General features: G+C 67.4%; 13 protein-coding genes and 1 pseudogene. 10 read left to right on the top strand and 4 right to left on the bottom strand.

Going from position 1 to position 22,533, the window contains the following annotated elements:
- Positions 1–30: 30 nt before the first annotated feature.
- Complete coding sequence (locus IOD14_RS39290) at positions 31–3,486, bottom strand: DNRLRE domain-containing protein (RefSeq protein ID WP_212672795.1); 3,456 nt, start codon at positions 3,484–3,486, stop codon at positions 31–33.
- A gap of 474 nt (positions 3,487–3,960) precedes the next feature.
- On the opposite strand from IOD14_RS39290, the gene IOD14_RS39285 reads away from it, so the two are divergent.
- The gene (locus IOD14_RS39285; RefSeq protein ID WP_212672794.1) at positions 3,961–11,148 is read left to right on the top strand and encodes a polymorphic toxin-type HINT domain-containing protein; all 7,188 of its coding nucleotides are present in this window, start codon (positions 3,961–3,963) and stop codon (positions 11,146–11,148) included.
- A gap of 5 nt (positions 11,149–11,153) precedes the next feature.
- On the top strand, positions 11,154–11,555 hold the full coding sequence (locus IOD14_RS39280) for an Imm50 family immunity protein (RefSeq protein WP_212672793.1): 402 nt from the start codon (positions 11,154–11,156) through the stop codon (positions 11,553–11,555).
- 152 nt (positions 11,556–11,707) lie between these two features.
- Here the strand turns inward: IOD14_RS39280 and IOD14_RS39275 are convergent.
- Positions 11,708–12,087, bottom strand: a pseudogene (locus tag IOD14_RS39275) (site-specific integrase); the annotation flags it as partial.
- Between the two features lie 21 nt (positions 12,088–12,108).
- Positions 12,109–12,948 (bottom strand): IS481 family transposase, encoded by an 840-nt coding sequence (locus tag IOD14_RS39270; RefSeq protein WP_249126335.1) that lies wholly within the window; start codon positions 12,946–12,948, stop codon positions 12,109–12,111.
- Between IOD14_RS39270 and IOD14_RS44650 the strand changes: the two genes are divergently transcribed.
- From IOD14_RS44650 to IOD14_RS39255, 4 genes are all read left to right on the top strand, one after another.
- A complete protein-coding gene (locus IOD14_RS44650; RefSeq protein ID WP_249126179.1) occupies positions 12,926–13,123 on the top strand; it encodes a hypothetical protein in 198 nt (65 codons plus the stop codon). The two genes, IOD14_RS39270 and IOD14_RS44650, sit on opposite strands and share 23 nt — an antisense overlap.
- A 530-nt stretch (positions 13,124–13,653) precedes the next feature.
- The gene (locus IOD14_RS39265; RefSeq protein ID WP_249126178.1) at positions 13,654–13,980 is read left to right on the top strand and encodes a hypothetical protein; all 327 of its coding nucleotides are present in this window, start codon (positions 13,654–13,656) and stop codon (positions 13,978–13,980) included.
- 176 nt (positions 13,981–14,156) lie between these two features.
- Positions 14,157–15,539 carry a nitrate/nitrite transporter gene (locus IOD14_RS39260; RefSeq protein WP_123989647.1) on the top strand — a complete coding sequence of 461 codons (1,383 nt, stop codon included), beginning with the start codon at positions 14,157–14,159 and terminating at the stop codon, positions 15,537–15,539.
- Positions 15,540–15,659: 120 nt separating this feature from the next.
- Positions 15,660–16,808, top strand: a complete 1,149-nt coding sequence (locus IOD14_RS39255; RefSeq protein WP_123989646.1) for a uroporphyrinogen-III synthase — start codon at positions 15,660–15,662, stop codon at positions 16,806–16,808.
- Between the two features lie 15 nt (positions 16,809–16,823).
- On the opposite strand, the gene IOD14_RS39250 is transcribed toward IOD14_RS39255, so the two are convergent.
- Positions 16,824–17,327: an anthrone oxygenase family protein gene (locus tag IOD14_RS39250; RefSeq protein WP_212672792.1), complete on the bottom strand. Its 504-nt coding sequence runs from the start codon at positions 17,325–17,327 to the stop codon at positions 16,824–16,826.
- 211 nt (positions 17,328–17,538) lie between these two features.
- Between IOD14_RS39250 and IOD14_RS39245 the strand changes: the two genes are divergently transcribed.
- From IOD14_RS39245 to IOD14_RS39230, 4 genes are all read left to right on the top strand, one after another.
- Positions 17,539–18,123, top strand: coding sequence for an ABATE domain-containing protein (locus IOD14_RS39245; RefSeq protein ID WP_212672791.1), 585 nt, complete (start codon positions 17,539–17,541; stop codon positions 18,121–18,123).
- 318 nt (positions 18,124–18,441) lie between these two features.
- Positions 18,442–18,963 (top strand): sigma-70 family RNA polymerase sigma factor, encoded by a 522-nt coding sequence (locus IOD14_RS39240; RefSeq protein ID WP_010039908.1) that lies wholly within the window; start codon positions 18,442–18,444, stop codon positions 18,961–18,963.
- A 59-nt stretch (positions 18,964–19,022) separates the two neighbouring features.
- On the top strand, positions 19,023–19,790 hold the full coding sequence (locus IOD14_RS39235; protein ID WP_160160147.1) for a zf-HC2 domain-containing protein: 768 nt from the start codon (positions 19,023–19,025) through the stop codon (positions 19,788–19,790).
- 59 nt (positions 19,791–19,849) lie between these two features.
- Positions 19,850–22,285, top strand: a complete 2,436-nt coding sequence (locus tag IOD14_RS39230; RefSeq protein WP_212672790.1) for a UvrD-helicase domain-containing protein — start codon at positions 19,850–19,852, stop codon at positions 22,283–22,285.
- Positions 22,286–22,533 lie beyond the last annotated feature (248 nt).

Genomic DNA, 22,533 nt, shown 5'->3' with positions numbered 1-22,533 from the left:
CCCCTTGCGGGAGGCGGAGCCCGGCCGTGCTCATCCGATGGAGAGCCGTTTCGGCCAGTAGGTGTTCGGGTTGATGACCTGCGTACCCGAGCCGGACAACGCGGTCTTGCTCCCTGGATGGAACATCACGGCACCGTTGGCCGCGACGGCCCAGATGTCGGGGATGCCATCACTGTTGGCGTCAGGTGTGCCCATCAGCAGTGGAACGTCGGCGGTGTACCAGCCGGACGCACCGTACTCGGTGTCGATCTTGCCCGAGGAATTGGCGGCGGAGGCCAGGGAGTTGAGGTCGGTGCCTCCTGCGCTCGCGGCGATTCCCTGGCGGAGCAGTAGCCGCCCGGACGAGTCGGTGCGGTAGATCATGTCGGCGATGGTGTCGCCGCTGACGTCCATGACGGTCACCAGATCACGGCTGGTCCACCCACCGGACAGCAGGACTGCTTGGTCGACTGTCGCCCCGTGGTAACCGGTGAAGGCCCACAACTCATCCCCGGCGGTGGCGAAGAAGTCGGTCCGGCCATCGCCGGTGACGTCTCCGGCCGCGACGATCTGAGTCAGGGCCGAAGGGCTCGGAGCACCCGACGGCAGCAGGATCTCCTGACGTCTGTCGATGTTGACCGCACCGTAGCCGTCGCCCGGATAGACCCAGAGCCTGCCATCCACCCGGACGACGAGGTCCTGGAGGCCGTCCCCGCCGTAGATGTCGCCGTTGTGGGTGATCAGGGCACCCTTGAAGTGGTCCTTGGGGGCGGCGACGTAGGGCGGCAGATTGTCGGTGCCGTTGGGGTCCTTGTCGGGGTTCGGCCAATAGGCACCGGGCATCGAGTAGTTCAGATCGCCCGAGCCCTTGTCCGCATCCGTCGTTGTCGCTTCGGAGGGGTACAGCGCGAGATTGCCCTCGTCAGTGACGACCATCATGTCGGGGAACTGGTCACCGGTGAAGTCGCCGGGTTTGTCGGCCTGGTCACGGGGAGTGACGTAGAAGAAGTACTTGGTCGGCTCGGAGATGTTGCCGGCGGCGTCGATGGTTCGGACATAGAGCACGTTGGGCCCGGCAGCGGGTGGCTTGGCATTCCCGATGGTCGCGGAGACGCTGGTGGACGTGCCGTTGGTGCGTGACACGCTGCCCGAGTACGAGGCTGAGTTGTAGCCGTACTCGTAGCGCACCACGTCGGCGTTCACGGCACGTACGGAGAAGCTGCCTGCCGTGCCGAACTTCTTGACGGACCACTTGGAGTCCTCACCGCCGCTGCCGAAACCGTTCTGGCTTGCGTCCGCGTTGGGAAAGTCGGTGGACGTCACCACGGGCGGGCGCGGTGCGGTGGTGTCGAGGACGAAGCGGCAGGGTGTCTTCGGGTACCAGCCGGAGGTGACTCCAGCGTCGTCGAGAGCTCGGACTCGCCAGGAGTACGTGGCGCCGCTCTTGAGCTTGCTGGTGGCGAATCCGTTGGTGGTGCGCAGCGCGGTGCTGGTGTCACCGCCCACGGAGACCTTGCCGGTCGTCTTCAACAAGTCACCGGTGGAGTCCCACTTCTCCGTCTCCCACAAGTCGAAGTCGAAGTAGTCGAGGTTCTTGTCCTTGTCCGTGGCCTTGGCCGTGAAGGTCAGGTCACCGGAGCCCATACGGACGTAAGGCTTCGTGGTGGTGCACCTGCCGTCCGGGCCGAGGTCGAGAGAGTCGGAGACGATCGACGGCGGGCGGTTGTAGACCAGTTCGAGCACGGGAGCGTAGTCGCCGTTCGCCTGGAACTTCTTCCACGCGTACTGGGCGTTCTCGTCGCGAGCGCGCAAGCCGAAGGTGATCATGCTCTCACCCTTGTCGGCCCGCTTCTGTGCGCCCTTCTTCACGTCGAAGGTCTCGAAGGCATCGCGGCAGCCGGACTTGTAGCCGTGCGCGAAGCTCTTGGTTGCAAGCTTGTTCCCGTCATGGAGCTCGGGCGCGTTGTTCCAGTTGGTGTGCGAGTCGATCTCGCCCGTGATGTGCACGCTCATCGAGCGTGCCTGGCAGGACCAGGAGTAGGTCTCCAGCATGCGCAGCTTGGCGCTGGTGATCCTGGTTCCCTTGAGATCCTTGTCGAACTGGATGTTGAAGAACGATCGTGAGGTGCCCCAGGTGTCGGACTCGAAGCCGACCCGTGCCTCGTGCGTGCCGCCCTTGTTGAAGCCCTTGCCGTTGTAGAACGTGGCCTTCGGGAAGCGGTTGTAGGCGGTCGTCCAGTTCTGGGTGTGTTTCTTGACCGAGGGGTCGATGAAGACCGGGTAGGTGGTGGCAGGGTCGGTCAGGAAGTCCTGGTCCGGGGTGAGCGTCCACTGCCCGGCGGACAGGCCGGCCTTCACCACGTCACCGCGTGAGTCCGGCGAAGGACCGTCGAGAGACGTCAGGCCCAGCGTCGCGGAGGAGCCGCTCTGGGAGGGCGCGGGGGTCGGTTCGGCCGGCGCGGTGGGCAGTGGAGACTCCGAGACGCTCGGTGCCGGGCCGTCGGTCGCCGGCGGCAAGGTCTCGATGTCCGTATCGCTCTGTTCGTCTGACTCCACCTCTTCATCCTCGGAGGCGCTGGGGCTGTCCGAGATGGTTGGTGAGTCGGTCGGGTTCGGGGACTCGGACGTTGTCGGCTGCGCGGTGGCGCCGACAGCGCCGTCGGTGACGGCGGGGGCCCCGCTGCTGTCCCACATCAGCGGGGTGGGGGACACGGCCACCTCGTCGCGATAGCCGTTCACCGCGGTGACCACACCTGACAGGGGGTCCAGACTGAAGCTGAGGTTGGACGAGTTCAGTCCGTAGGCGAGTTGTTGGACGTGAGGGTCGGAGGCGGCCTGACGATTCTTGACCACGACCACCTGGCCGAAGCCGTCGTCGTCCGCAGTCAGCACCAGGTCGCCGCCCGGGAAGATCTCCGGGTACAGGATGCGGTCGCGGTCGACTATGGGTGTCGGTACCGTGCCTGGCCAGGTCAGCTGGACCTGGTAGCCGTCGTTCTCGCCGACATAGAGGGTGACGAGTGGGGTCCCGGCGTCAGCGGCGTCTTTGAGCAGGGAAACACGGCGTACGGTCGCGCGTGAGGCCCGCTGCCCGCTCCGGTCCTCCGACCCGGCTGAGAACACCATCCGGGTGTTGGTGGCTTTCGGTTCCCACCCTCGATCGGTGCGGCGCAGACTCGTGTCGATCTTCTTCCACTCGCCACCCACCTTGGCCCGAACCGGGGACGAGTACAGCTGTTTCGTCATCTGGCCGTCGGGCCGGGCCCAAGTGGTACTGCGCGCGGTCCGTGCAGCGGTCACCTCGACGGCCTTCCCCGTCCGTATCGCCTGGGTGAGCGCCGTGGATTCGGTGACTGTCGCAGTGCTGGGACCGCGGTGGGTGCCTTGGTGAGCGGCGTCGTCGGTCAGCCGGAAGCCGACGTAGACGACACCGGTCGTGGTGACCGCGGCGGCGAGCAGTGCCGCTCCGGCCCGACGGCCGGGCAGGCGGCGCCGGTTGTGCGTCATCGGGCGGGTTCCCCTTCCCCCTCGTGTGGCCAGCTGATGATGACCTATGGGGGAACTGTCGTCACCCTGTGGAGATCTCTGGAGGTGCTTGCGTGGTGCCGGTTTGGCGTCCCGCCTGAAGCGCCAAACATCCGCGAGTTCAAGTCCTCGAAATACGCGAGAAGGGACAATTTGACTGCACTGAGGGGGCTTACGTAAGCAAGGGTTCTAAATTTTCTCAATGGGCGATAAGGGTGAAGTCAAGCCCAGGTAAGTTCATATTCCACCTTGCGGCGCATTCGTAAAGTAATGATGCGTTACGCACGGCGATGATCATCACATCGATCCCGCATATCTGGCGCTTTTTCACAGAGTGATCACAGAATCTGTGCTCTCTGATAAGTCGTCACGCGTGGTCCTTCACCGGTCCCGCTTCAAGTGGTCCGGGGGGACCTGGTCGTGTTCGATCGACTTTCGCATGCTCGCAGGCGCCGTATGGCACGCGCAGCCGTCCCGGTCACGGCTGCGGCGCTGCTGGTCGGGCTGCTGCCCGCCCAGGCGATGGCGCTCCCCCCGGATCCGGCGAAGGCGGAGGTCGGCCGAGAGACCCTGACCCTGGAGGATCTCGATAAGGAGAAGCCGATCCCGGGCAAGGATTCCGGCCCGGATCGCTCGACACTGCGCGCCGAAGTACCCAAGGACCAGCTCGAAGCGGCAGCCAACACAACGATCACGCCCGCCGGATCGGCACCCGTCACCTTCGGTTCCACCACGACGACGGCTTCGGCCCGAACCGCCGGACCGACAGCGTCACAGACCGCGCTGACACCTGCTGGCACCCTGCCAGTGAGCCTGGGGCAGGCGGCCGGCCAGCCGGCGCCGACCGGCACCTGGCAGGTCACGATCCCGCAGCGCACCGCTTCGACGGCACAGGGAGTCGACGGCGCCGTCATCGTCGTAGAAGCCCCCGCCGCCGGGGCGGTCCCGATCTCGGTGAAACTGGACTACAACAAGTTCGAGAGTCTCTACGGCGCCGACTGGGCATCGCGGCTGCGTTTCGTGCAGTTCCCCGACTGCTACCTGACCACGCCGGACGACGAGGCATGCCAGACGTACGAGGAACTGGAGACCTCGAACGACCCGGCCTCGGCATCCGCGACGGCCACCGTCGACCCTGCGGCCGACGGCACGGTGACACCGGCCTCGGTAAAGCCCACGCCGTCCGCGAACTCCGGGGTTTTCCAAGCCGCTTACCGGAAGACGGCACAGATCGCCGCCGCTGGCAGTAGCACCGCGGTCGTCGGTGCGATCGATTCCGGCACCGGTGGCGGCGGCACCTTCAAGGCGACCCCGCTTGCCACGGACGGCAAGTGGACGGCGGGCGGGTCGTCAGGCGCGTTCTCCTTCTCGTACCCGCTGACAGTGCCGGAGCCGCCGGGCGGACCGGCGCCCCAGATCGCCTTCAACTACAACTCGCAGACCGTGGACGGGCGTACGGCCGTCTCCTCGCCCCAGGCGTCCTGGATCGGCGAGGGCTGGTCCTATGACCCCGGCTACATCGAGCGTCGTTACCGTCCCTGCCAGGACGACCGCAAGACCCTCGGCGCGAGTCTTCCCAACAACACAGCCAAGAAGGACAAGACATCCGACCTGTGCTGGGTGTCGTACAACGCGGTGATGTCGTTGGGCGGAAAGACCACCGAGCTGGTCAGGGACGCGCCATCCGGAAGCAAGCCCGAGTCGGAGACCGAGGCCTATCGTCTCCAGCAGGACGACGGCACCCGGGTCGAGCATCGCGTCGGCGGCACCAACGACGACAACAACGGCGAGTACTGGGTGGTCACCACGACCGATGGCAACCAGTACTACTACGGTCTGAACGCGGTCGGCGGTGGTCATGCCACCACCAACTCCGTGTCGACCGTCCCGGTCTTCGGCAACCACCCGGGCGAGCCCTGCAACGCCTCGGTCTTCGCCGACTCCCGCTGCGGCGCAGGAAAGCAGCAGGCCTGGCGTTGGGGCCTGGACAAGGTCGTGGACGTTCACGGCAACACAATGATCCTCAACTGGGCGCAGGAGTCCAACTGGTACGCCGTCCGTAAGAAGTTCAAGGCGCCCGAGCAGTACGACCGTTATGCCTACCCGACGTCGATCGAATACGGCATGCGCCCGGACGGGCTGACCAAACCGTCGGCGACCGTGGACTTCGGCGTCAAGCAGCGCTGCCTCAAGTCGGACACGGCGTGCGCGGCGACCAATTTCGCCAAGACCGACGACCCGGGCGCCTACCGCGCCTGGTGGGACACTCCGGGCAACCTCAACTGCAAGTCCACGTCCAAGCTGTGCCCGGCGTTCCCGTCGTTCTGGACCCAGATGCGTCTGGACACGGTGACGACCAAGGCGGCCCGCGCGGGTCAGACCGGCCTGGGTCCGGTCGACAAGTACACGCTCCGCCAGTCCTTCCCGGAGGACTGGTATGACACGGCGCCCGGCTTGTGGCTCAACTCCATCACCCGCACCGGATACGCGCCCGGCGACACCACCGGCACACTCCAGTCCAGCCAGGGCGTCAGCTTCGCGCCGTACACGGTTGGCTCCACTTCCCCCCTCGCCTCCCGCCTCAAGGACCGCCAACTCCCCGGCCTGGTGCTGAACGGCAAGAACGACCAGCGCCCCGGCTTCACCCGCCCCCGTATCGGTGTCGTCTCCACCGAGAGCGGCGGTGACATCGAAGTCGAGTACACGGGTGGTTGCGCCAGTCCGCCCGCTGAGGACAAAGGCAAAGCCAACGGCACCTGCTACCCGGTGCGTTGGTCCCCCGACGGCGATGAGAAGACTCCAGCGAAGGCGTGGTTCAACAAGTACGTCGTCGATTCCGTGACCGAGATCGACAAGGTCACCTCGCATGGCAGGCCGATCACCACGAGTTACTCGTACGAGGGAGCGGCCTGGGCCAGAAGCGACGACGAGTTCTCCCGTCCCTCGCTGCGCACCTACAGCGACTGGCGCGGCTACCGGCAGGTCAAGACCATCAAGGGCGCACACCTTGAGTCCACGGTGGGCGAAGGACAGACCCAGTCCCTCTCCGCGACCCGCTACTTCCAGGGCACCGGCGGCGAGGTCAAGGACTCCACCGGCACCTACACGCTTCTCGCGGACGACGCCCCGCAATACGCCGGCATGGCCGCCGAGACCGTCACCTACCGCGACTCCGACGGCCAGGACCTCAGGCGCACCCTGAACTACCCGTGGTCGAAGCAGACCGCTTCCCGCGCCCGCGAGAACGAGGACGGCACGACCGCGGACCCCCTGCTCGCCCACCGCACGGGCGTCAAGCGCTCCGACGAGTTCCAGCGACTGGAGGCCACTGGCTGGACCAACTGGCGAGCCGTCCGGACCCTCACCACGGTCGACGACACCTATGGTCTGCCCACTCAGGTCGAGACGTCCGTCGTCAAGCCCAACGGCAGCGGCGAGACCCTCTCCAACCAGACGTGCACCAAGACGTCGTACGTTCACAACACCACGGCGTGGTTGATCGGGTTGCCCACGGAACAACGCACCACCGCCACCTCCTGCTCCGGCTATGCCACCGCAGACCCGGCCACCAAGCTCATGGCCTCGACCCGCTACACCTACGACAGCCTTGCCTACGGGGCGGCGCCGACCAAGGGCATGGTCACCTCGACAGCCGAGATCGACGGGGCCGGCACCTCGCACTCGGTCGTCACCGCTACTACGTACGACGATCTCGGCCGCGTCCGTACGGTCACCCAGCCGGGCCTCGGTACCACCGAGACTCAGTACACGCCGGCGGGCGGCGGCCCGGTCACCGCCACCACGACCATCAACGCCAAGAGTCAGGCCACCACCACGACCTTCGAACCCGGACGCGGCCTTGCGCTGACGACCGAGGATCCCAACCACCGGGTGACGCGCACCGAGTACGACGCGCTCGGCCGCCTGGTGAAGGGCTGGTCAGCGTCCCGCTCCGGCGGGCTGTCGCCGAACGTGACGATCTCCTATCAGCCCGCGACCGCCGGCTCCGACGGGAGCAGGCCGGCCGCGGTGACCGTCAGAACCCTCAAGGACGACGGCTCCTACAGCACCGGCATCACCCTCTACGACGGCCTGAACCGCGAGGTCCAGCAGCAGACCGAGGCCCACGGCCCGGGCCGGGTCATTGTGGACACCACCTACGACGACCACGGCTTGGTCTACGAAAAGACCAGTGGCTACCTGGCGAAGGGCCAACCTGAGCCGGTCATGTTCGCTCCTCGGTCGAAGACGCTGGTGCCGTCCTTCACCAAGTACCGCTACGACGGCCTGGAACGCCAGGTGCGTGCCTCGGTCTACCACGAAGGTGGCTTCGAGTACTCGACAGCGACCACGTACGGCCTGTACAGCGTGATCGAGGATCCGGCGGGGTCCACGACGCCGAAGACACAGACGTTCAATGACGCGCTGGGCCGGACCACGTCCGTCAAGCACTTCACCCAGAGCGCCTCCGACGCGGGCCGCACGACCAACTACGAGTACGACGCTCGCGGTAACCGCTCCAAGGTCACCGACCCGGCGGGCAACGCCTGGACGTACACCTACGACGCCCGCGGCCGGGTGACCTCCGCCGGCGACCCCGACACAGGCACGACGGACACCTGGTACGACGCCGCTGACCGCCCCAACCGGGTGCGAGACGCGCGCGGTCAGGAGACCTTCACCGAGTACGACGTCCTCGGCCGGGTGCGCTACGTACGCCAAGGCTCGGCGACCGCCACACCCTCCAAGGAATATCTCTACGACGAGGCACCGGGCGGCATCGGTCGACCGACCTCCACCAAGCGCCACACGGACACCGGTGACTACGTCAGTCGTGTCACCGGCTACGACGCCGAGTACCACCTCACGGGCGCCGAGACGGTCATCCCGGCCAACTCGATGACCACCGGCCTCTCCGGCACGTACGCCTACACCTACACGTACACCTCCACGGGCAAGCCCCTATCCGTCACTCTGCCCGCCGTGGGCGGCCTGGCGCGCGAGAAGGTAGTCACCCGTTACACCGGCGACGGCCTGCCGGAGTCGACCTCCGGTCAGACCTGGTACACGAGCGACGCGACCTACTCGCCCTACGGCGAAGTCCTGCGCACGGTCTCCGCCGCCCAGCCCTACCGCGTCTGGACGACGAACTTCGTGGACCCGCACACGGGTCGTCTCCAGCGCACGGTCACCGACCGCGAGACTGCCGACCCGCACCGCATCACCGACAGCTACTACTCCTACGACATCGCCGGCACGATCACCTCCCAGGCCCGCCAACTGTCGGACGCGGCCTGGGACACGCAGTGCTTCACCTACGACGTGCAGGGTGAGCTGGTCCACGCCTGGACCTCGGGGACCACACCGAACGGCCAGGGCACCGGCTGCAAGTCGGCGAACGGCACCACTTGGGGTCCACGCACGGACTACGCGGCCTCCTCCGGGCCGGTGGCCGAGGCTCCGGATGCGGCAGCGGACACCTCCACCCCTGACAGCGCTCTGTCCGCCTCCCGCTCCGCAGCGGCCCCCGACTCGGCCGGCATCTCCACCGGCGGCACCTCCTATCGCCAGTCCTACACCTTCGACTGGCTCGGCAACCGCGCCGCGATGACCGACGGGGACACCGCTTACACGTACGGCTACGGCACGACAATCGCCGCGACGCCGACCACCCCGGCGTACAAGACTCAGCCGCACACGATGGTGTCGATCAGCTCGAACCCTTCAGGAAAGGGCAGCTCGTACACCTACGACGCGTCGGGCAACACCACGGACCGGGCCCTGGCCGATTCCACGCAGAACCTCACCTGGACCGCCGAGAACAAGCTCGGCACCATCACCGACGACGGCACGACGACGACGTACGTCTACGACGCTGACGGCAACCGTCTGCTGGAGAACTCGCCGTCGGGCTCGACCCTGTACCTCGGCGAGACCGAGATCACGACGAACGCCACAGGCACGGTCACGAAGGCATCCCGCTCCTACGCCCAGGCGGGCGCTCCCACGGTGGTCCGTACGGCGACGAACGGTTCGACGACCGGTCACAAGCTCAGTGTCCTGATCACCGACCACCTGGGCACGGCGAACACCTCGGTGGACGTGGCGAGCGGCCAGACGGTCACCAGACGGGACTTCAAGCCGTACGGCGAAGTACGCGGAGCGAAGCCGGCGTCCTGGCCGAACAAGCGGAGCTACCTGGGAGTCGGTGTCGACGACTCGGCAACCGGACTGACCCATATCGGAGCGCGGGAGTACGACCAGAGCAGCGGTCGCTTCCTCTCCGCAGACCCGATCATCGACCTCGCGGACCCGCTTCAGATGAACGGCTACGCGTACTCGAACAACAGCCCGGTCAGCTTCAGCGACCCTTCGGGCCTGTGCAGGCGAGACATCTGCGGAGACGGCTATCCGGTGGCCGGAGACGGGGAGCGGGCGGGTTACACGGGCCAGCGCAAGGGCGAGAAGCCCTGCTCGTACTGCAATGGCCCACAGGCCAGCTACCACTACGACCCGGCTGAGGTATTCCCCGGTGTCACTGTCCCGACGAAGTGGAATGGGCGCGCCGAGTTCATCCGGCGTTTCTACTACTACGTGAACACAGTCAAATCCACCAACGGTCGTCTGCCGGGATATCTGACCGACGGAACGAACCCTGAGGCGGCCGCAAACCAATTGGGCTACTGGGGTCTGAACGTTTGCTGGTCCATGAAGTCGTGCCCCAAGAGTGTGATGACCCAATTCCGCGACATGTCCATGGGATATGGCGGTGCGGTCAGTGCTGTAGCGGGCAGCCCCTTGCACGCCAGCGCAGAAAAACCGATGTCGGGCGGCAGTTCCAGGAAACCGGCGGGCGGTTGCACCCAGTGTTTCCTGGCAGGCGCCGATGTTCTGATGGCTGACGGGACCACCAAGGACATCGAGGACATCAAGCTCGGTGACGAGGTTGAGGCCACGGATCCCCGGACTGGTGAGTCAGGCCCCAGAAAGGTCACCCGCCTCATCGTCACGGAGGACGACAAGCAATTCAACGAGCTGTCCATCGCAACAGGGGACGGCATCGAGAAGCTGACGGCCACCTTCGAGCATCCGTTCTGGTCTCCGTCCGAAGGTGACTGGGTCGACGCGGGGGCACTGAAGTCGGGCATGACCCTGCTCACCGATGAGGGTGCGACCGTCATCGTCACCGGCAACCGTGCCTTCACCAAGTACGCACGTACTTACAACCTCACCGTCGACGACTTGCACACGTACTATGTGCTGGCGGGGGCAACGCCGGTACTTGTTCACAACAGCAACTGTGTGCCCGAGGTTCGGACCCTCCCGAGTCGTAGCTCGGCCTTCAGGGCGGCGAAGAGGGATCTTGGGATTCCGAACGGCCAGCAGCCTGACGAGTTGAACATGGTGCCAATGACGAACCGTAAGGGGGAAAATATCTTGAACCCCGACGGAACTCGAGTGATGACCCGCGAATACGTATTCACGCGCGGCGGCGGCGATCGCGTGATCATTCAGGATCATTCATACGGCCACTACTACGGCGAAGGGGGCGTGGGCGATCAAGGGGCGCATTTCAATGTCCGCCCGTACAGCAATCCGAGGACTGGGAAGGTCCCGGGTACGGCTCAGCATTATGAGTACTAGAGAGGGTGTTTGAGTTGCAGTGGATTGACGCCATCAGCAACCCGAAGCCGGTGCTGGCCATCTACGGAGAAGACGTACCTGCGCTCGAGGGTGTACGCATCGAAGAGATCTGCTTGAGTCCGAATGGTCCTACGCTTCGCCTGCGATTCGATCTGCCAACTTTCCCAGGGCAGCCCCCTGCGAAATGGCGGCGCGATGGCATGAACGTGGTTCAGCTCGAAGTCTCCTTTGGTGGTCTGCATGAGATCTCGATTGACAGACTGGCGACCAACTCTTTGTGTGATCTGAAGGTGGAAAAGAGCGGCTTGCTTCAGTTCTCCGCCGAATCCGATTCCGTAAGGCTTCGAGGCGCCGCGGACGAAGCGACGATCTTGCGGATCTCTGCGTACGCAGCAGGGAGCTTCTGACGGCGCAACACGGAAGCACGCGTCGGAGGGTTGCCATGCGAATTTGACTTGGTTTCCCTTGTGTGGGACGGCGTTCCTGAGCGCCCCTGACGGCAGTAGTTGACGGCAACGGCGGCGGACACCACGCGTCCGCCGCCGTTGCCGTGCGTATGTCAGGGACGGCCGAGGGCGCGGCCGAGGAGGTCGATGGCATCGCGCTGGAGGCGTAGTCGGACGTGGGCATAGACGGTGGCGGTGACGCCGATGTAGGCGTGGCCAAGGAGTTCCTTGATCACGATGAGTTCGACGCCGTGTCCAGGAGCAGGGTGGCGGTGGAGTGGCGGAGGTCGTGGAAGCGGATGCGGCGGAGGCCGGCCTTGTGGAGGAGCGTGAGGAAGGTGCGGGTGAGGTTGGTCGGGTCGATCGGTCGGCCCTGTGTGGTGGTAAACGCGTGCCCGTCGTGCTGCCATGTGATGCCCGTGGCCTCACGCTGCCGCTGCTTGTGTTGGAGCTTCAGCGACTGGACGCAGCGGGTGGGAAGGGCGATGCGGCGTGTGCAGCTGACTATCACCGATTACGCCTGAGTCGTGGTCTTCCGCTTGAGGCGTTCGTAGGGTGTCTGGCCGCCGAGACCGCCGTGCGGGCGACGGTAGTTGTAGTAGTCCTCCCACTCACGCAGCTTGTCGTTGAAGACCTCGGCATCGTCGATGATGACGCCGTCGAGGAGCCGGTAGAACTCCTCAGCGTCGATCCGGGGAGAGCGCTCAACCTTGCCGTTCAGGCGCGGGGTGGGCGGCTTGATGTAGGTGTGGGCAATGCCCTTGTCCAGAACGTGCCAGTGGAGCGCAGATTGGAACTCGGCGCCGTTGTCCGTCTGGATCACCTTGATCTGGAACGGCAGACGCTGGATGACGTAGTCGAGGAACTGGATCTCGGTGGCCTGGTTCAAGGTCGGGTAGATCCGCAGCACCCGTAGCCTCGTGCAGTCGTCGATTGTGGTGAACTGGAAGTACTTGTTGCGACCGCTGCGGCGGCCCCGGGGCATCGAGGCGAGCGGTTCGATGAACTTCACGTCGATCTGCACGCGGTGGCCGGGCAGTTGCTTCTCGTAGCGCTTCCATCGGCGGTCGTGGCGCTTGTAGCGCCGGGAGGTCGGCAGGCGGCCCATGTCCAGGCGGTTGAGGATCCGCCACACACCCGACTTGCTGATGGTGGCGTCGTGGTATCGCTTGAGGTGCATCGCGATCTTCTCGGGCCCGAAGTGGTAGTTCTGCCTCAGGTAGATGATCTTCCCGACCACCTCGACGTGCGTCGCGGTGGGGCTGTGCTTGGGGGCCTTGGAACGGGGGCGCAGGCCCTCGACGCCCTCGGCCCGGTAGCGGCGGTACCAGGTGCAGTACGCCTGCCAGCTGATCCCGAAGTACCTGTCAGGACATCGCGACGTTGCCGGTGACCTCTTCGACGTGGTGTATTACCGCCAGGCGCCGCTCGGTCTCACGGTCAAGGGGCGGATGGTTGGGCTGGGCTTCGGCATGTGGATCTCTGTAGTGATCGGAGACCCAGGTGTCAACGATGATCGGCAGTTCTAGATGCTCGACGTCACAGGGACAGGACTCACCGGCCCAACCGCGTACACGGTGGCCCGACAAACTCCGTGGTGACCGGCGGGCGAGCAATGGCACCAGTGCCAGCCGCCCGACTCCTGACGGCGGTAGCGACAGCAACCCCCACGGCTTCTCCCGCACAACCACGGACGCCAGCAGAACGTAAATCATGCGCTGACCTGCGACGTGTCTCACGCACGACCGTGCGGGTAACCGGTGACGTAACAAAGCTCGCCCCGTTCGCGCCGATGACCAGACCCCGGTGTCCTGGCCGTAGCCGATCTCGACGCCGTACTCCTTGAACCGGTGTGCCAGGCCGAGGCAGGACAGTGAGCGAGCCGCGGTCCCGTCGGCCGGGATGGCGGGCCGGATCTGGTTGGTGCCGGAGGGATCCCCGTGTTGTCGCGCGAAGTCGGCTGCCATCGCCTTCAGGACGGCTGGGACCCTGGTCATCCACGAGGTGGGCCAGACACTCACCGGGCACCAGACCAAGCTGGAGAGATTCGAGGTCAGTAGTGGACGCCGTCCCGAGCCCTTTCTCCCTGCTGATGCGCACCCTCCTCGACCGCGGTCTCCCCCAAGACGTGATCGACGTGCACGCGGCCTGCCAATACCGCTCCGCGATAGAGCTGGAGCAGTTGGGCGAGCTCGACCCGTGGGAGCTGGGGGAGCTGCGGGAGCGGCTCGAGAGTGTCGTATGGGTCGGTGACGAGGAGTTCGCCGCCTGTGGGCTCAGCCCCGAAGGCATCGCTGAGCTGCGGCGATGGGCTCTGGACTGGGAGTCCGATCTCGGGCTGCGGATCCTTGAGGAGTACGACGACTCTCAGGACGGTGAACACTGACGCGGAGGTTTTCGTAACACAAAGTACCCACGACCTCTCATCCCGCCCGTCCCCGGGGTGAGAGCGAAGTTCCTTTCCGGTCACCCGGTGAAACACAGGCAGGAAACGCGCCCTCCCTACCTTCGGGGTCAGTCACTCGTAGCAGGACCTGAGACCCGTCGCACCGTGGAGGCGTCATGACAGCCCCTAGTACAGCCCCCGCACCCCAGAACAGGGGCGGCCGCTGGATCGAGCAGTGGGATCCGGAGGACGAGACCTTCTGGAAGGAGACCGGCGAGAAGGTCGCGCGGCGGAATCTCTTCTTCTCCGTGCTCTCCGAGCACATCGGATTCTCGATCTGGACCCTGTGGTCCGTGCTGGTGCTCTTCATGGGCCCCGAGTACGGGCTGACCCCGGCCGACAAGTTCCTGCTGACCTCGATGGTGACGCTGGTCGGCGCCGTGGTCCGGGTTCCCTACACCTTCGCCGTCGCCATCTTCGGTGGCCGGAACTGGACGATCATCTCGGCCGGTCTCCTGCTCATCCCCACCATCGCCGCCTTCGCGGTGATGAAGCCGGGGACCTCCTTCTCCACCTTCCTGGTGGTGGGCCTGCTGGCCGGCATCGGTGGCGGCAACTTCGCCTCCTCCATGACCAACATCAACGCCTTCTTCCCGCTCAAGAAGAAGGGGTGGGCGCTCGGGCTCAACGCCGGTGGCGGCAACATCGGTGTCCCGGTCATCCAGCTGATCGCGCTCGCCATCATCGGTGCCAGCGGCGGACCGCGCGTGCTCCTCGGGATCTACATCCCGCTGATCCTGGTCGCCGCCGTCCTCGCCGCCCTCTACATGGACAACCTCTCGTCCGTGAAGAACGACACCGGCGCCGCCAAGGACGCCGCGAAGGACGCCCACACCTGGATCATGTCCTTCCTCTACATCGGGACGTTCGGGTCGTTCATCGGCTACGCCTTCGCCTTCGGCCAGGTGCTCCAGGTCCAGTTCGGCCGTACCCCGCTGCAGGCCGCGTACCTCACCTTCATCGGCCCGCTGCTCGGCTCCCTCATCCGTCCCTTCGGCGGCTGGCTCGCCGACAAGTACGGCGGCGCGAAGATCACCCTCTACAACTACGTCGCCATGGCCGCCGCCACCGGCATCCTGATCGTCGCCAGCATGCAGAAGTCGCTCCCGCTGTTCGTCTGCGTCTTCGTGGTGCTGTTCGTCCTCAGCGGGCTCGGCAACGGCTCGACCTTCAAGATGATCCCCGGCATCTTCCAGACCAAGGCGCTCGCCAAGGGCCTGGAGGGCGAGGCGGCCGCCGCGTACGGCCGGCGCCTCTCAGGTGCCTCCATGGGCCTCATCGGCGCCGTGGGCGCGCTCGGCGGTGTGGGCATCAACCTGGCCTTCCGCCAGTCCTTCCTCACCAACGGCTCCGGCACCGGCGCCTTCGTGACCTTCCTCCTCTACTACGCCCTCTGCTTCGGGGTGACCTGGGCCGTATACCTTCGCCGTACGGCCGTCCAGGGCCAGGCCACGGCCGCCGCGGAGACGAAGCCGCAGCTCAGCTACGCCGAGGTGTGACGTAACACTGGCGACATGAACCGGAACCGAGCCTGTCACGAGCCGTTGACAGGCTCGGTCGGCATGTAGGGACGACCCACGTACGACCGTGTACGACGACTCGAGTGCGGGACGAGAGCCATGTACGAGCAACAGCAGGCAGAGCACGGCCCCCTCGCGGGGTTCACCGTGGGAGTCACGGCCGCGCGCCGGGCGGACGAACTCGGTGCGCTGCTCCAGCGCCGCGGGGCCGCGGTCCTGCACGCGCCCGCCCTGCGGATCGTGCCCCTCTCCGACGACAGCGAGCTGCTGGCGGCGACGAAGGACCTCATCGACCAGGCCCCGGACGTGGTGGTGGCCACCACGGCGATCGGGTTCCGGGGGTGGGTCGAGGCGGCCGAGGGGTGGGGGCTCGGTGAGGCGCTCCTGGACCGGCTGCGCGGGGTGGAACTCCTCGCGCGCGGCCCCAAGGTCAAGGGATCGATACGGGCCGCCGGGCTGACGGAGGACTGGTCGCCGTCGTCGGAGTCCATGGCCGAGGTCCTTGACCGGCTGCTGGACGAAGGCGTCGAAGGGCGCCGGGTCGCCATCCAGCTGCACGGGGAGCCGCTGCCCGGCTTCGTGGAGGCGCTGCGGGCCGGGGGAGCGGAGGTCGTGGGCGTGCCGGTGTACCGGTGGATGCCGCCGGAGGACATCGGGCCGGTGGACCGGCTGCTGGACGCGACGGTCTCGCGGGGTCTGGACGCGCTGACCTTCACGAGCGCGCCGGCCGCGGCCTCGCTGCTGTCCCGGGCCGAGGACCGGGGGCTGCTGCCGGAGCTGCTCGCCGCCCTCAGCCACGACGTGCTGCCGGCGTGTGTCGGGCCGGTGACCGCGCTGCCGTTGCAGGCGCGGGGCGTGGACACCGTGTCGCCCGAGCGTTTCCGGCTCGGGCCGCTCGTGCAGCTGCTGTGCCAGGAGCTTCCCGGCCGGGCCCGGTCGTTGCCCGTCGCCGGCCACCGGGTGGAGATCCGGGGCCATGCGGTGCTGGTCGACGGGGGGCTGCGGCCGGTGCCGCCGGCCGGGATGTCGTTGCTGCGGGCGCTGTCCCGGCGGCCCGGCTGGGTGGTCTCGCGCGCGGAGCTGCTGCGGGCGCTGCCTGGCGCGGGCCGGGACGAGCACGCGGTGGAGACGGCGATGGCCCGCCTCCGTACGGCCCTCGGTGCCCCGAAGCTGATCCAGACGGTGGTGAAGCGGGGCTACCGCCTCGCCCTGGACCCGGCGGCCGACGCGAAGTACTCCGACGCCTAGCCGGTACTCCGACGCCTAGCCGGTCGGCCGACCGGTCGCGCCGGCGGCCCGACCGCCCGTGCCCGTCGCTTTCACCAGCAGGCCCAGCGCCACCGTCAGCAACACCGTCCGCACCACGTTCCACGCCACCCACGGGTCCTCGAACTCCTCGCTGAGCGCGCCGTAGGAGTCGTTCTTCGTGAGGCCGTCGTTCAGGGGGATGTTGAAGACGACGGTGACGAGGAAGGCCAGGACGGAGGCGGCCAGGGCCGCCCACACCCATCGTCGGTGGGCCCTGCCCCGCGCCTGCCAGGCCGCGATCGCCGTGAGGACCGGTGCGCCCAGGAAGGTCAGGAAGAAGACCGGGTTCTGGATGACCTCGTTGATGTCGCGCATCACCTCGACGTAGACGCGATCCTCGCTTCGCGCCAGGGCGGGCATCACGGCGCACGCGAAGATGTAGAAGGCCCCGGCGATCAGGCCGGTGGCGGCCGTGGCCGCGCCCAGGACGAATCGGCTGCTCCTGCTGGTCTGTGTCATGTCTCAAGTCAAGGGCGCCACCCCACCGCGCCGACATGGCCGAGACGCGCCGCCGCATACGTGTCCGTCCATGCATCGCTCCCGGTACGAGGGGTTCCGGCGGCGCGGGCGGGAAGGCACTGTAAGAGGGAGCCCCGGAACAGCCCCACACAGCCTCGAAGCACCTCACCGACCCCATACGACCGGGGCACCCCTAGGCGGTGACAGGCACATGGCACTGGGTACGGCCACGGTCGCGTACGAGCTGCGGTTCGACGCCGGACGGATCTGTCTCGATCTCCTCGCGACCACCCACCCCGAGGAACGCCTGGACTCGACGGAGGTGCTCGGCGCCTGGATCGTCGGCTCGGGGCTGGTGCCGGAGGGCACGGACCTGACGCACGCGGATCCCTCCTGGCTCCTCGGCTTCCGCGAACTGCGGCGATGCATCGGACAGTTGGTGCGAGGCGCCCCCGGCCACGGCTACGACCTCGCGCTCGCCCACGTCAACGACGCCGCCCGCGCCGCGCCCCCCGCCCCCCGGGCCGTACCGGGTGAAGGCGGTGCGCTGGTGCGCGAGTTGGACGGTCCGCCCGGCTGCGCGGCGCTGCTCGGGGCCATCGCCAGGGACGCCGTGGGGCTGCTGACCGACCCGGTCGCGAGGGCCGGGATCAGGGAGTGCGAAGGGGACAACTGCCCCATCGTCTACCTGGACACGTCACGGGGGCGCAGGAGGCGCTGGTGCTCCAGTGAGGTCTGCGGGAACCGCGAAAGAGTGGCCCGGCATCGTCGACGCGCGGCTCTCTCGCGCAACTGACTGGTCGTTATGTCCCTTCTGTGGAGGTGCTGTCGAAGTGATTTCGATTACATCTTGTTTACTCACTCAACCTCACGGGCCGTAGTCGCGATCTTGCCTGTGTGGCGGAAATGTAAAGATCGCGCGGCGGGAATGTGCGCGCATGTCCTGTCTCGTCACGTCACTCAGAAGAAAACTGTCGTCGCACTTTGAACACCCAACTCCTCGCGTGCGTACCTCTCGTCGAGCGACCGACTGGGGGAACCCGGGACATCGGAGGTGGGCGTGCGCAAGGATTCCGTCGTGGCCAATGAACGTGGATCGAGGGCCCGACATCGCATGTCCCAGCCCTCGGAACCTGATGAGGAGCTGATGCGTGCCCTGTACAGAGAGCACGCCGGGCCTCTCCTTGCGTATGTCCTTCGGTTGGTTGCGGGCGACCGCCAGAGAGCCGAGGACGTGGTGCAGGAGACGCTCATCCGTGCCTGGAAGAACGCCGGACAGCTCAATCGAGCGACCGGATCGGTACGCCCCTGGCTGGTGACGGTCGCCCGGCGCATCGTCATCGACGGACACCGCAGCCGGCAGGCCCGGCCGCAGGAGGTCGATCCGTCACCGCTGGAGGTCATCCCCGCGGAGGACGAGATCGACAAGGCGCTGTGGTTGATGACGCTGTCGGACGCGCTCGACGACCTGACCCCCGCCCACCGGGAGGTGCTCGTCGAGACGTACTTCAAGGGGCGTACCGTCAACGAGGCGGCCGAGACGCTGGGCATTCCCAGCGGCACCGTCCGCTCGAGGGTGTTCTACGCCCTGCGGTCGATGAAGCTCGCACTGGAGGAGCGGGGGGTGACGGCGTGATGGGTGTGTACGGGGGTAACCAGGGATTCGGCACAGGTGGTTCGGGTATGTCTGGTTCCATGATGGGATCTCCGGTGCCGAACGAGCACGAGACCGTCGGTGCCTACGCCCTCGGGATCCTGGACGACGCCGAGGCCACCGCTTTCGAGGCGCACCTCGCGACCTGCGAATGGTGCGCCCAGCAGCTCGACGAGCTGGCCGGCATGGAGCCGATGCTCGCCGCCCTCGCGGACCTGCCGGGTTCCGGCACCCCCGCGATCGGTGAGTCGCTCTCCGCCAAGCCCAGTCCACGGATCGTGAACAAGCTCGTGGACGAGGTCGCGGAGCGCCGTGCGCAGAAGCGGCGACGCAGCTTCTACATGGTCGCGGCCGCGGCCGCGCTGATCATCGGCGGTCCGTTCGTCGCGATGGCGGCGAGCGGCGGCGACTCGGGCGGCGGCGCCAAGCAGGGACAGGTCCTGGCGGCCACCCCTCAGGAGCTCTTCAACTCCATGCCCGACAAGGTGTCGGCGACCGACTCCTCCACCGGCGTCAGCGCGACCGTCGCCATGGCCCAGAAGAACTGGGGCACCTCCCTCGGCCTGGAGCTCAAGGGCGTCAAGGGACCGCTCAAGTGCTCCCTGATCGCGGTGGGCACCAACGGCGAGCGCTGGACGGCCTCCACCTGGTCCGTCGGCAAGTGGGGCTACGGCCTCCCGGACGGCAAGACCCCGGAGTCCAAGAAGCCGCTCTACATCGGCGGCGCGGTCGCACCGGCCCAGAACGAGATCGACCACTTCGAGGTCGTCGACTCCGACGGCAACAAGCTCGTCCAGGTCGACGCGTAGCTTCCGGGGCCCCCTTCGCGTACGGTTGACGGCTGCCCAGCACGTCAGAAGGGGGCCCGGTGGCCGCTCAGGCTCAACCAACTGCGGTCGGCTCGGTTCAGGACTCGGTTCGGGACCGTGAGATCAGCGTCGAACAGGAACATCTGGACCGGGTGTACCGGCGCCTCGAGGAGAAGATCCACGAGGCGGAGTTCCTGATGAACGACGCGGCCAAGCGTGGCCAGGTCGGCACACCCGGCGCGCTCGCCGAGCGGGACGCCCAGGTCTTCCGGGCCGGCGTCCACCTCAACCGGCTCAACAACGAGTTCGAGGACTTCCTCTTCGGCCGGATCGACCTGCTCCTCGGCAAGGACGGCAAGAAGGGTCCCGACGGCGCCTACACCGCCGTGGAACCCGCCGAAGGCGCGGTACGGGACGACAACACCGCGGACATCGCGGAGACCCTGCACATCGGCCGGATCGGAGTCCTCGACTCCGAGTACGCGCCCCTCGTCATCGACTGGCGGGCCCCCGCCGCAGCCCCCTTCTACAGGTCCACTCCGGTGGATCCCGGGCGTGTCGTACGACGCCGGGTCATCCGCTCCAAGGGCCGCAAGGTCCTTGGAGTCGAGGACGACCTCATGCGCCCCGAGCTCAGGGCCTTCCTCGACGGCCACCAGCTGCCCGTCATCGGCGACGGCGCCCTCATGGCCGCACTGGGCCAGGCCCGCAGTCACACCATGCGGGACATCGTCGCCTCCATCCAGGCCGAGCAGGACCTGGTCATCCGCGCCCCCGCCGCCTCCGTGACCTACGTCGAGGGCGGACCCGGCACCGGCAAGACCGCCGTGGCCCTGCACCGCGCCGCGTACCTCCTCTACCAGGACCGGCGCCGCTACTCGGGCGGCATCCTCATCGTCTCGCCCACCCCCCTGCTGGTCGCGTACACCGAGGGCGTCCTGCCCTCCCTCGGCGAGGAGGGCCAGGTCGCCATCCGCGCGATCGGCTCCCTGGTCGACGGCGTCGAGGCCACCCTGTACGACTCCCCGGCCGTCGCCCGCGCCAAGGGGTCGTACCGGATGCTGAAGGTGCTGCGGAAGGCCGCGCGCGGAGCGCTGGAACTGGGCGCCGACGGTTCCGGCCGGGCCCCCGGCCGGGCCCCCGGCCGGTCCTCCGACTCCGGGCAGCTCGCCTTCGGTGACTCCGGTGATCCCGACGACGGTGCCGGGGGCGGGAACGGCGCCGCTACCGCCGTATCCCCGAAGTCCGGACCCCCCACCCGCCTGCGCGTGGTCGCCTTCGGGCGGAGGCTGGAGCTGGAGGCGGACGAGCTGGAACGCATCCGCCGCAACGCCCTCAGCGGCACCGCGCCCGTCAACCTGCTGCGCCCCAGGGCCCGCAAACTGCTCCTCGACGCGCTGTGGGCGCGGTCGGGCGCCGGGTCCCGGCACACCGATCCGGAGCTGGCCGCCGAGCTGCGGTCCTCGTTCGACGAGGACATCGTCTCGGAGGACAGCTTCATCGAGTTCCTCGACGCCTGGTGGCCCGAGCTCACCCCGAAGGACGTGCTCGCCGCCATGGCCGACGAGCGGCGGCTCGGCCGCTGGGCCCGGCGCATCCTCAACCCCGGCGAGGTCCGCAGGGTCGCCCGCTCGCTCCGACGCGACGGCCTCTCCGTCCACGACATCGCCGTCCTCGACGAGCTCCAGGCGGTCCTCGGCGTCCCCGCCCGCCCGAAGAGACGGCGCGAGCTCGACCCGCTCGACCAGCTCACCGGCCTGGAGGAGCTGATGCCGGTCCGCGAGGAGACCCAGCGCGAGCGCGCCGAGCGGCTGGCCCAGGAGCGCGTCGAGTACGCCCACGTCATCGTCGACGAGGCCCAGGACCTCACGCCCATGCAGTGGCGCATGGTCGGCCGCCGCGGCCGGCACGCCACCTGGACGGTCGTCGGCGACCCGGCCCAGTCCTCCTGGTCCGACCCCGACGAGGCCGCCGAGGCCCGCGACGAGGCCCTCGGCACCCGCCCCCGCCGCCGCTTCCAGCTCACCGTGAACTACCGCAACCCCTCCGAGATCGCCGACCTCGCGGCGAAGGTGCTGGCACTGGCCATGCCGGGCTCCGAGTCCCCGAGGGCCGTACGGTCCACCGGCGTGGAGCCCCGCTTCGTCGCCGTGGGCCGGTCCCTGGCGGAGACCGTCCGCGCCGAGGCCGCACGCCTGCTCGAACTCGTCGACGGCACCGTCGGCGTCGTCGTCGCCATGCAGCGCCGCGAGGAGGCCGCGCGCTGGCTCGCCGGACTCGGCGACCGGGTGGTGGCGCTCGGCAGTCTCGAGGCCAAGGGTCTGGAGTACGACGCCACAGTCGTCGTGTCGCCCGCGGAGATCGCGGACGAGTCGCCGGCCGGGCTGCGGGTGCTGTACGTCGCCCTCACCCGGGCGACCCAGCAGCTGACCGTGGTCTCCGGGGACCGCGACCAGCCGGACACCCAGGGTGTCCCGGACCTTCTCAGGGACTGATCCGATGACTCTCAGGGACTGATCCCGATGAACTGTCGAGACGGGAATGGCCTTACGGGATCTGTTTGTTAGCCTGGATGTGGCACCGGCCCGATCCAAGCCCCCGGGCCCAACCTTCGTCCCTCAGAGGGACCACTTGCCGCGAGGCGAGCATGGCGGGTCGGTGCCACTTGGCTGATGAGAGGCCCACGTCCATGTGACGTGGGCCTCTTTCTCATGCACGACCACATGAACAAAACGTTCGCAAT

It is taken from the genome of Streptomyces sp. A2-16 (assembly GCF_018128905.1).
GTDB lineage: Bacteria > Actinomycetota > Actinomycetes > Streptomycetales > Streptomycetaceae > Streptomyces.
This window is presented reverse-complemented; position numbering and strand designations above follow the sequence as displayed.

What these genes read in the sequence shown, in the direction of transcription:
- IOD14_RS39290 (WP_212672795.1), bottom strand. Translation starts at nt 3,486, where the DNA reads ATGACGCACAACCGGCGCCGCCTGCCCGGCCGTCGGGCCGGAGCGGCA.
- IOD14_RS39285 (WP_212672794.1), top strand. Translation starts at nt 3,961, where the DNA reads ATGGCACGCGCAGCCGTCCCGGTCACGGCTGCGGCGCTGCTGGTCGGG.
- IOD14_RS39260 (WP_123989647.1), top strand. Translation starts at nt 14,157, where the DNA reads ATGACAGCCCCTAGTACAGCCCCCGCACCCCAGAACAGGGGCGGCCGC.
- IOD14_RS39255 (WP_123989646.1), top strand. Translation starts at nt 15,660, where the DNA reads ATGTACGAGCAACAGCAGGCAGAGCACGGCCCCCTCGCGGGGTTCACC.
- IOD14_RS39250 (WP_212672792.1), bottom strand. Translation starts at nt 17,327, where the DNA reads ATGACACAGACCAGCAGGAGCAGCCGATTCGTCCTGGGCGCGGCCACG.
- IOD14_RS39245 (WP_212672791.1), top strand. Translation starts at nt 17,539, where the DNA reads ATGGCACTGGGTACGGCCACGGTCGCGTACGAGCTGCGGTTCGACGCC.
- IOD14_RS39240 (WP_010039908.1), top strand. Translation starts at nt 18,442, where the DNA reads ATGTCCCAGCCCTCGGAACCTGATGAGGAGCTGATGCGTGCCCTGTAC.
- IOD14_RS39235 (WP_160160147.1), top strand. Translation starts at nt 19,023, where the DNA reads ATGATGGGATCTCCGGTGCCGAACGAGCACGAGACCGTCGGTGCCTAC.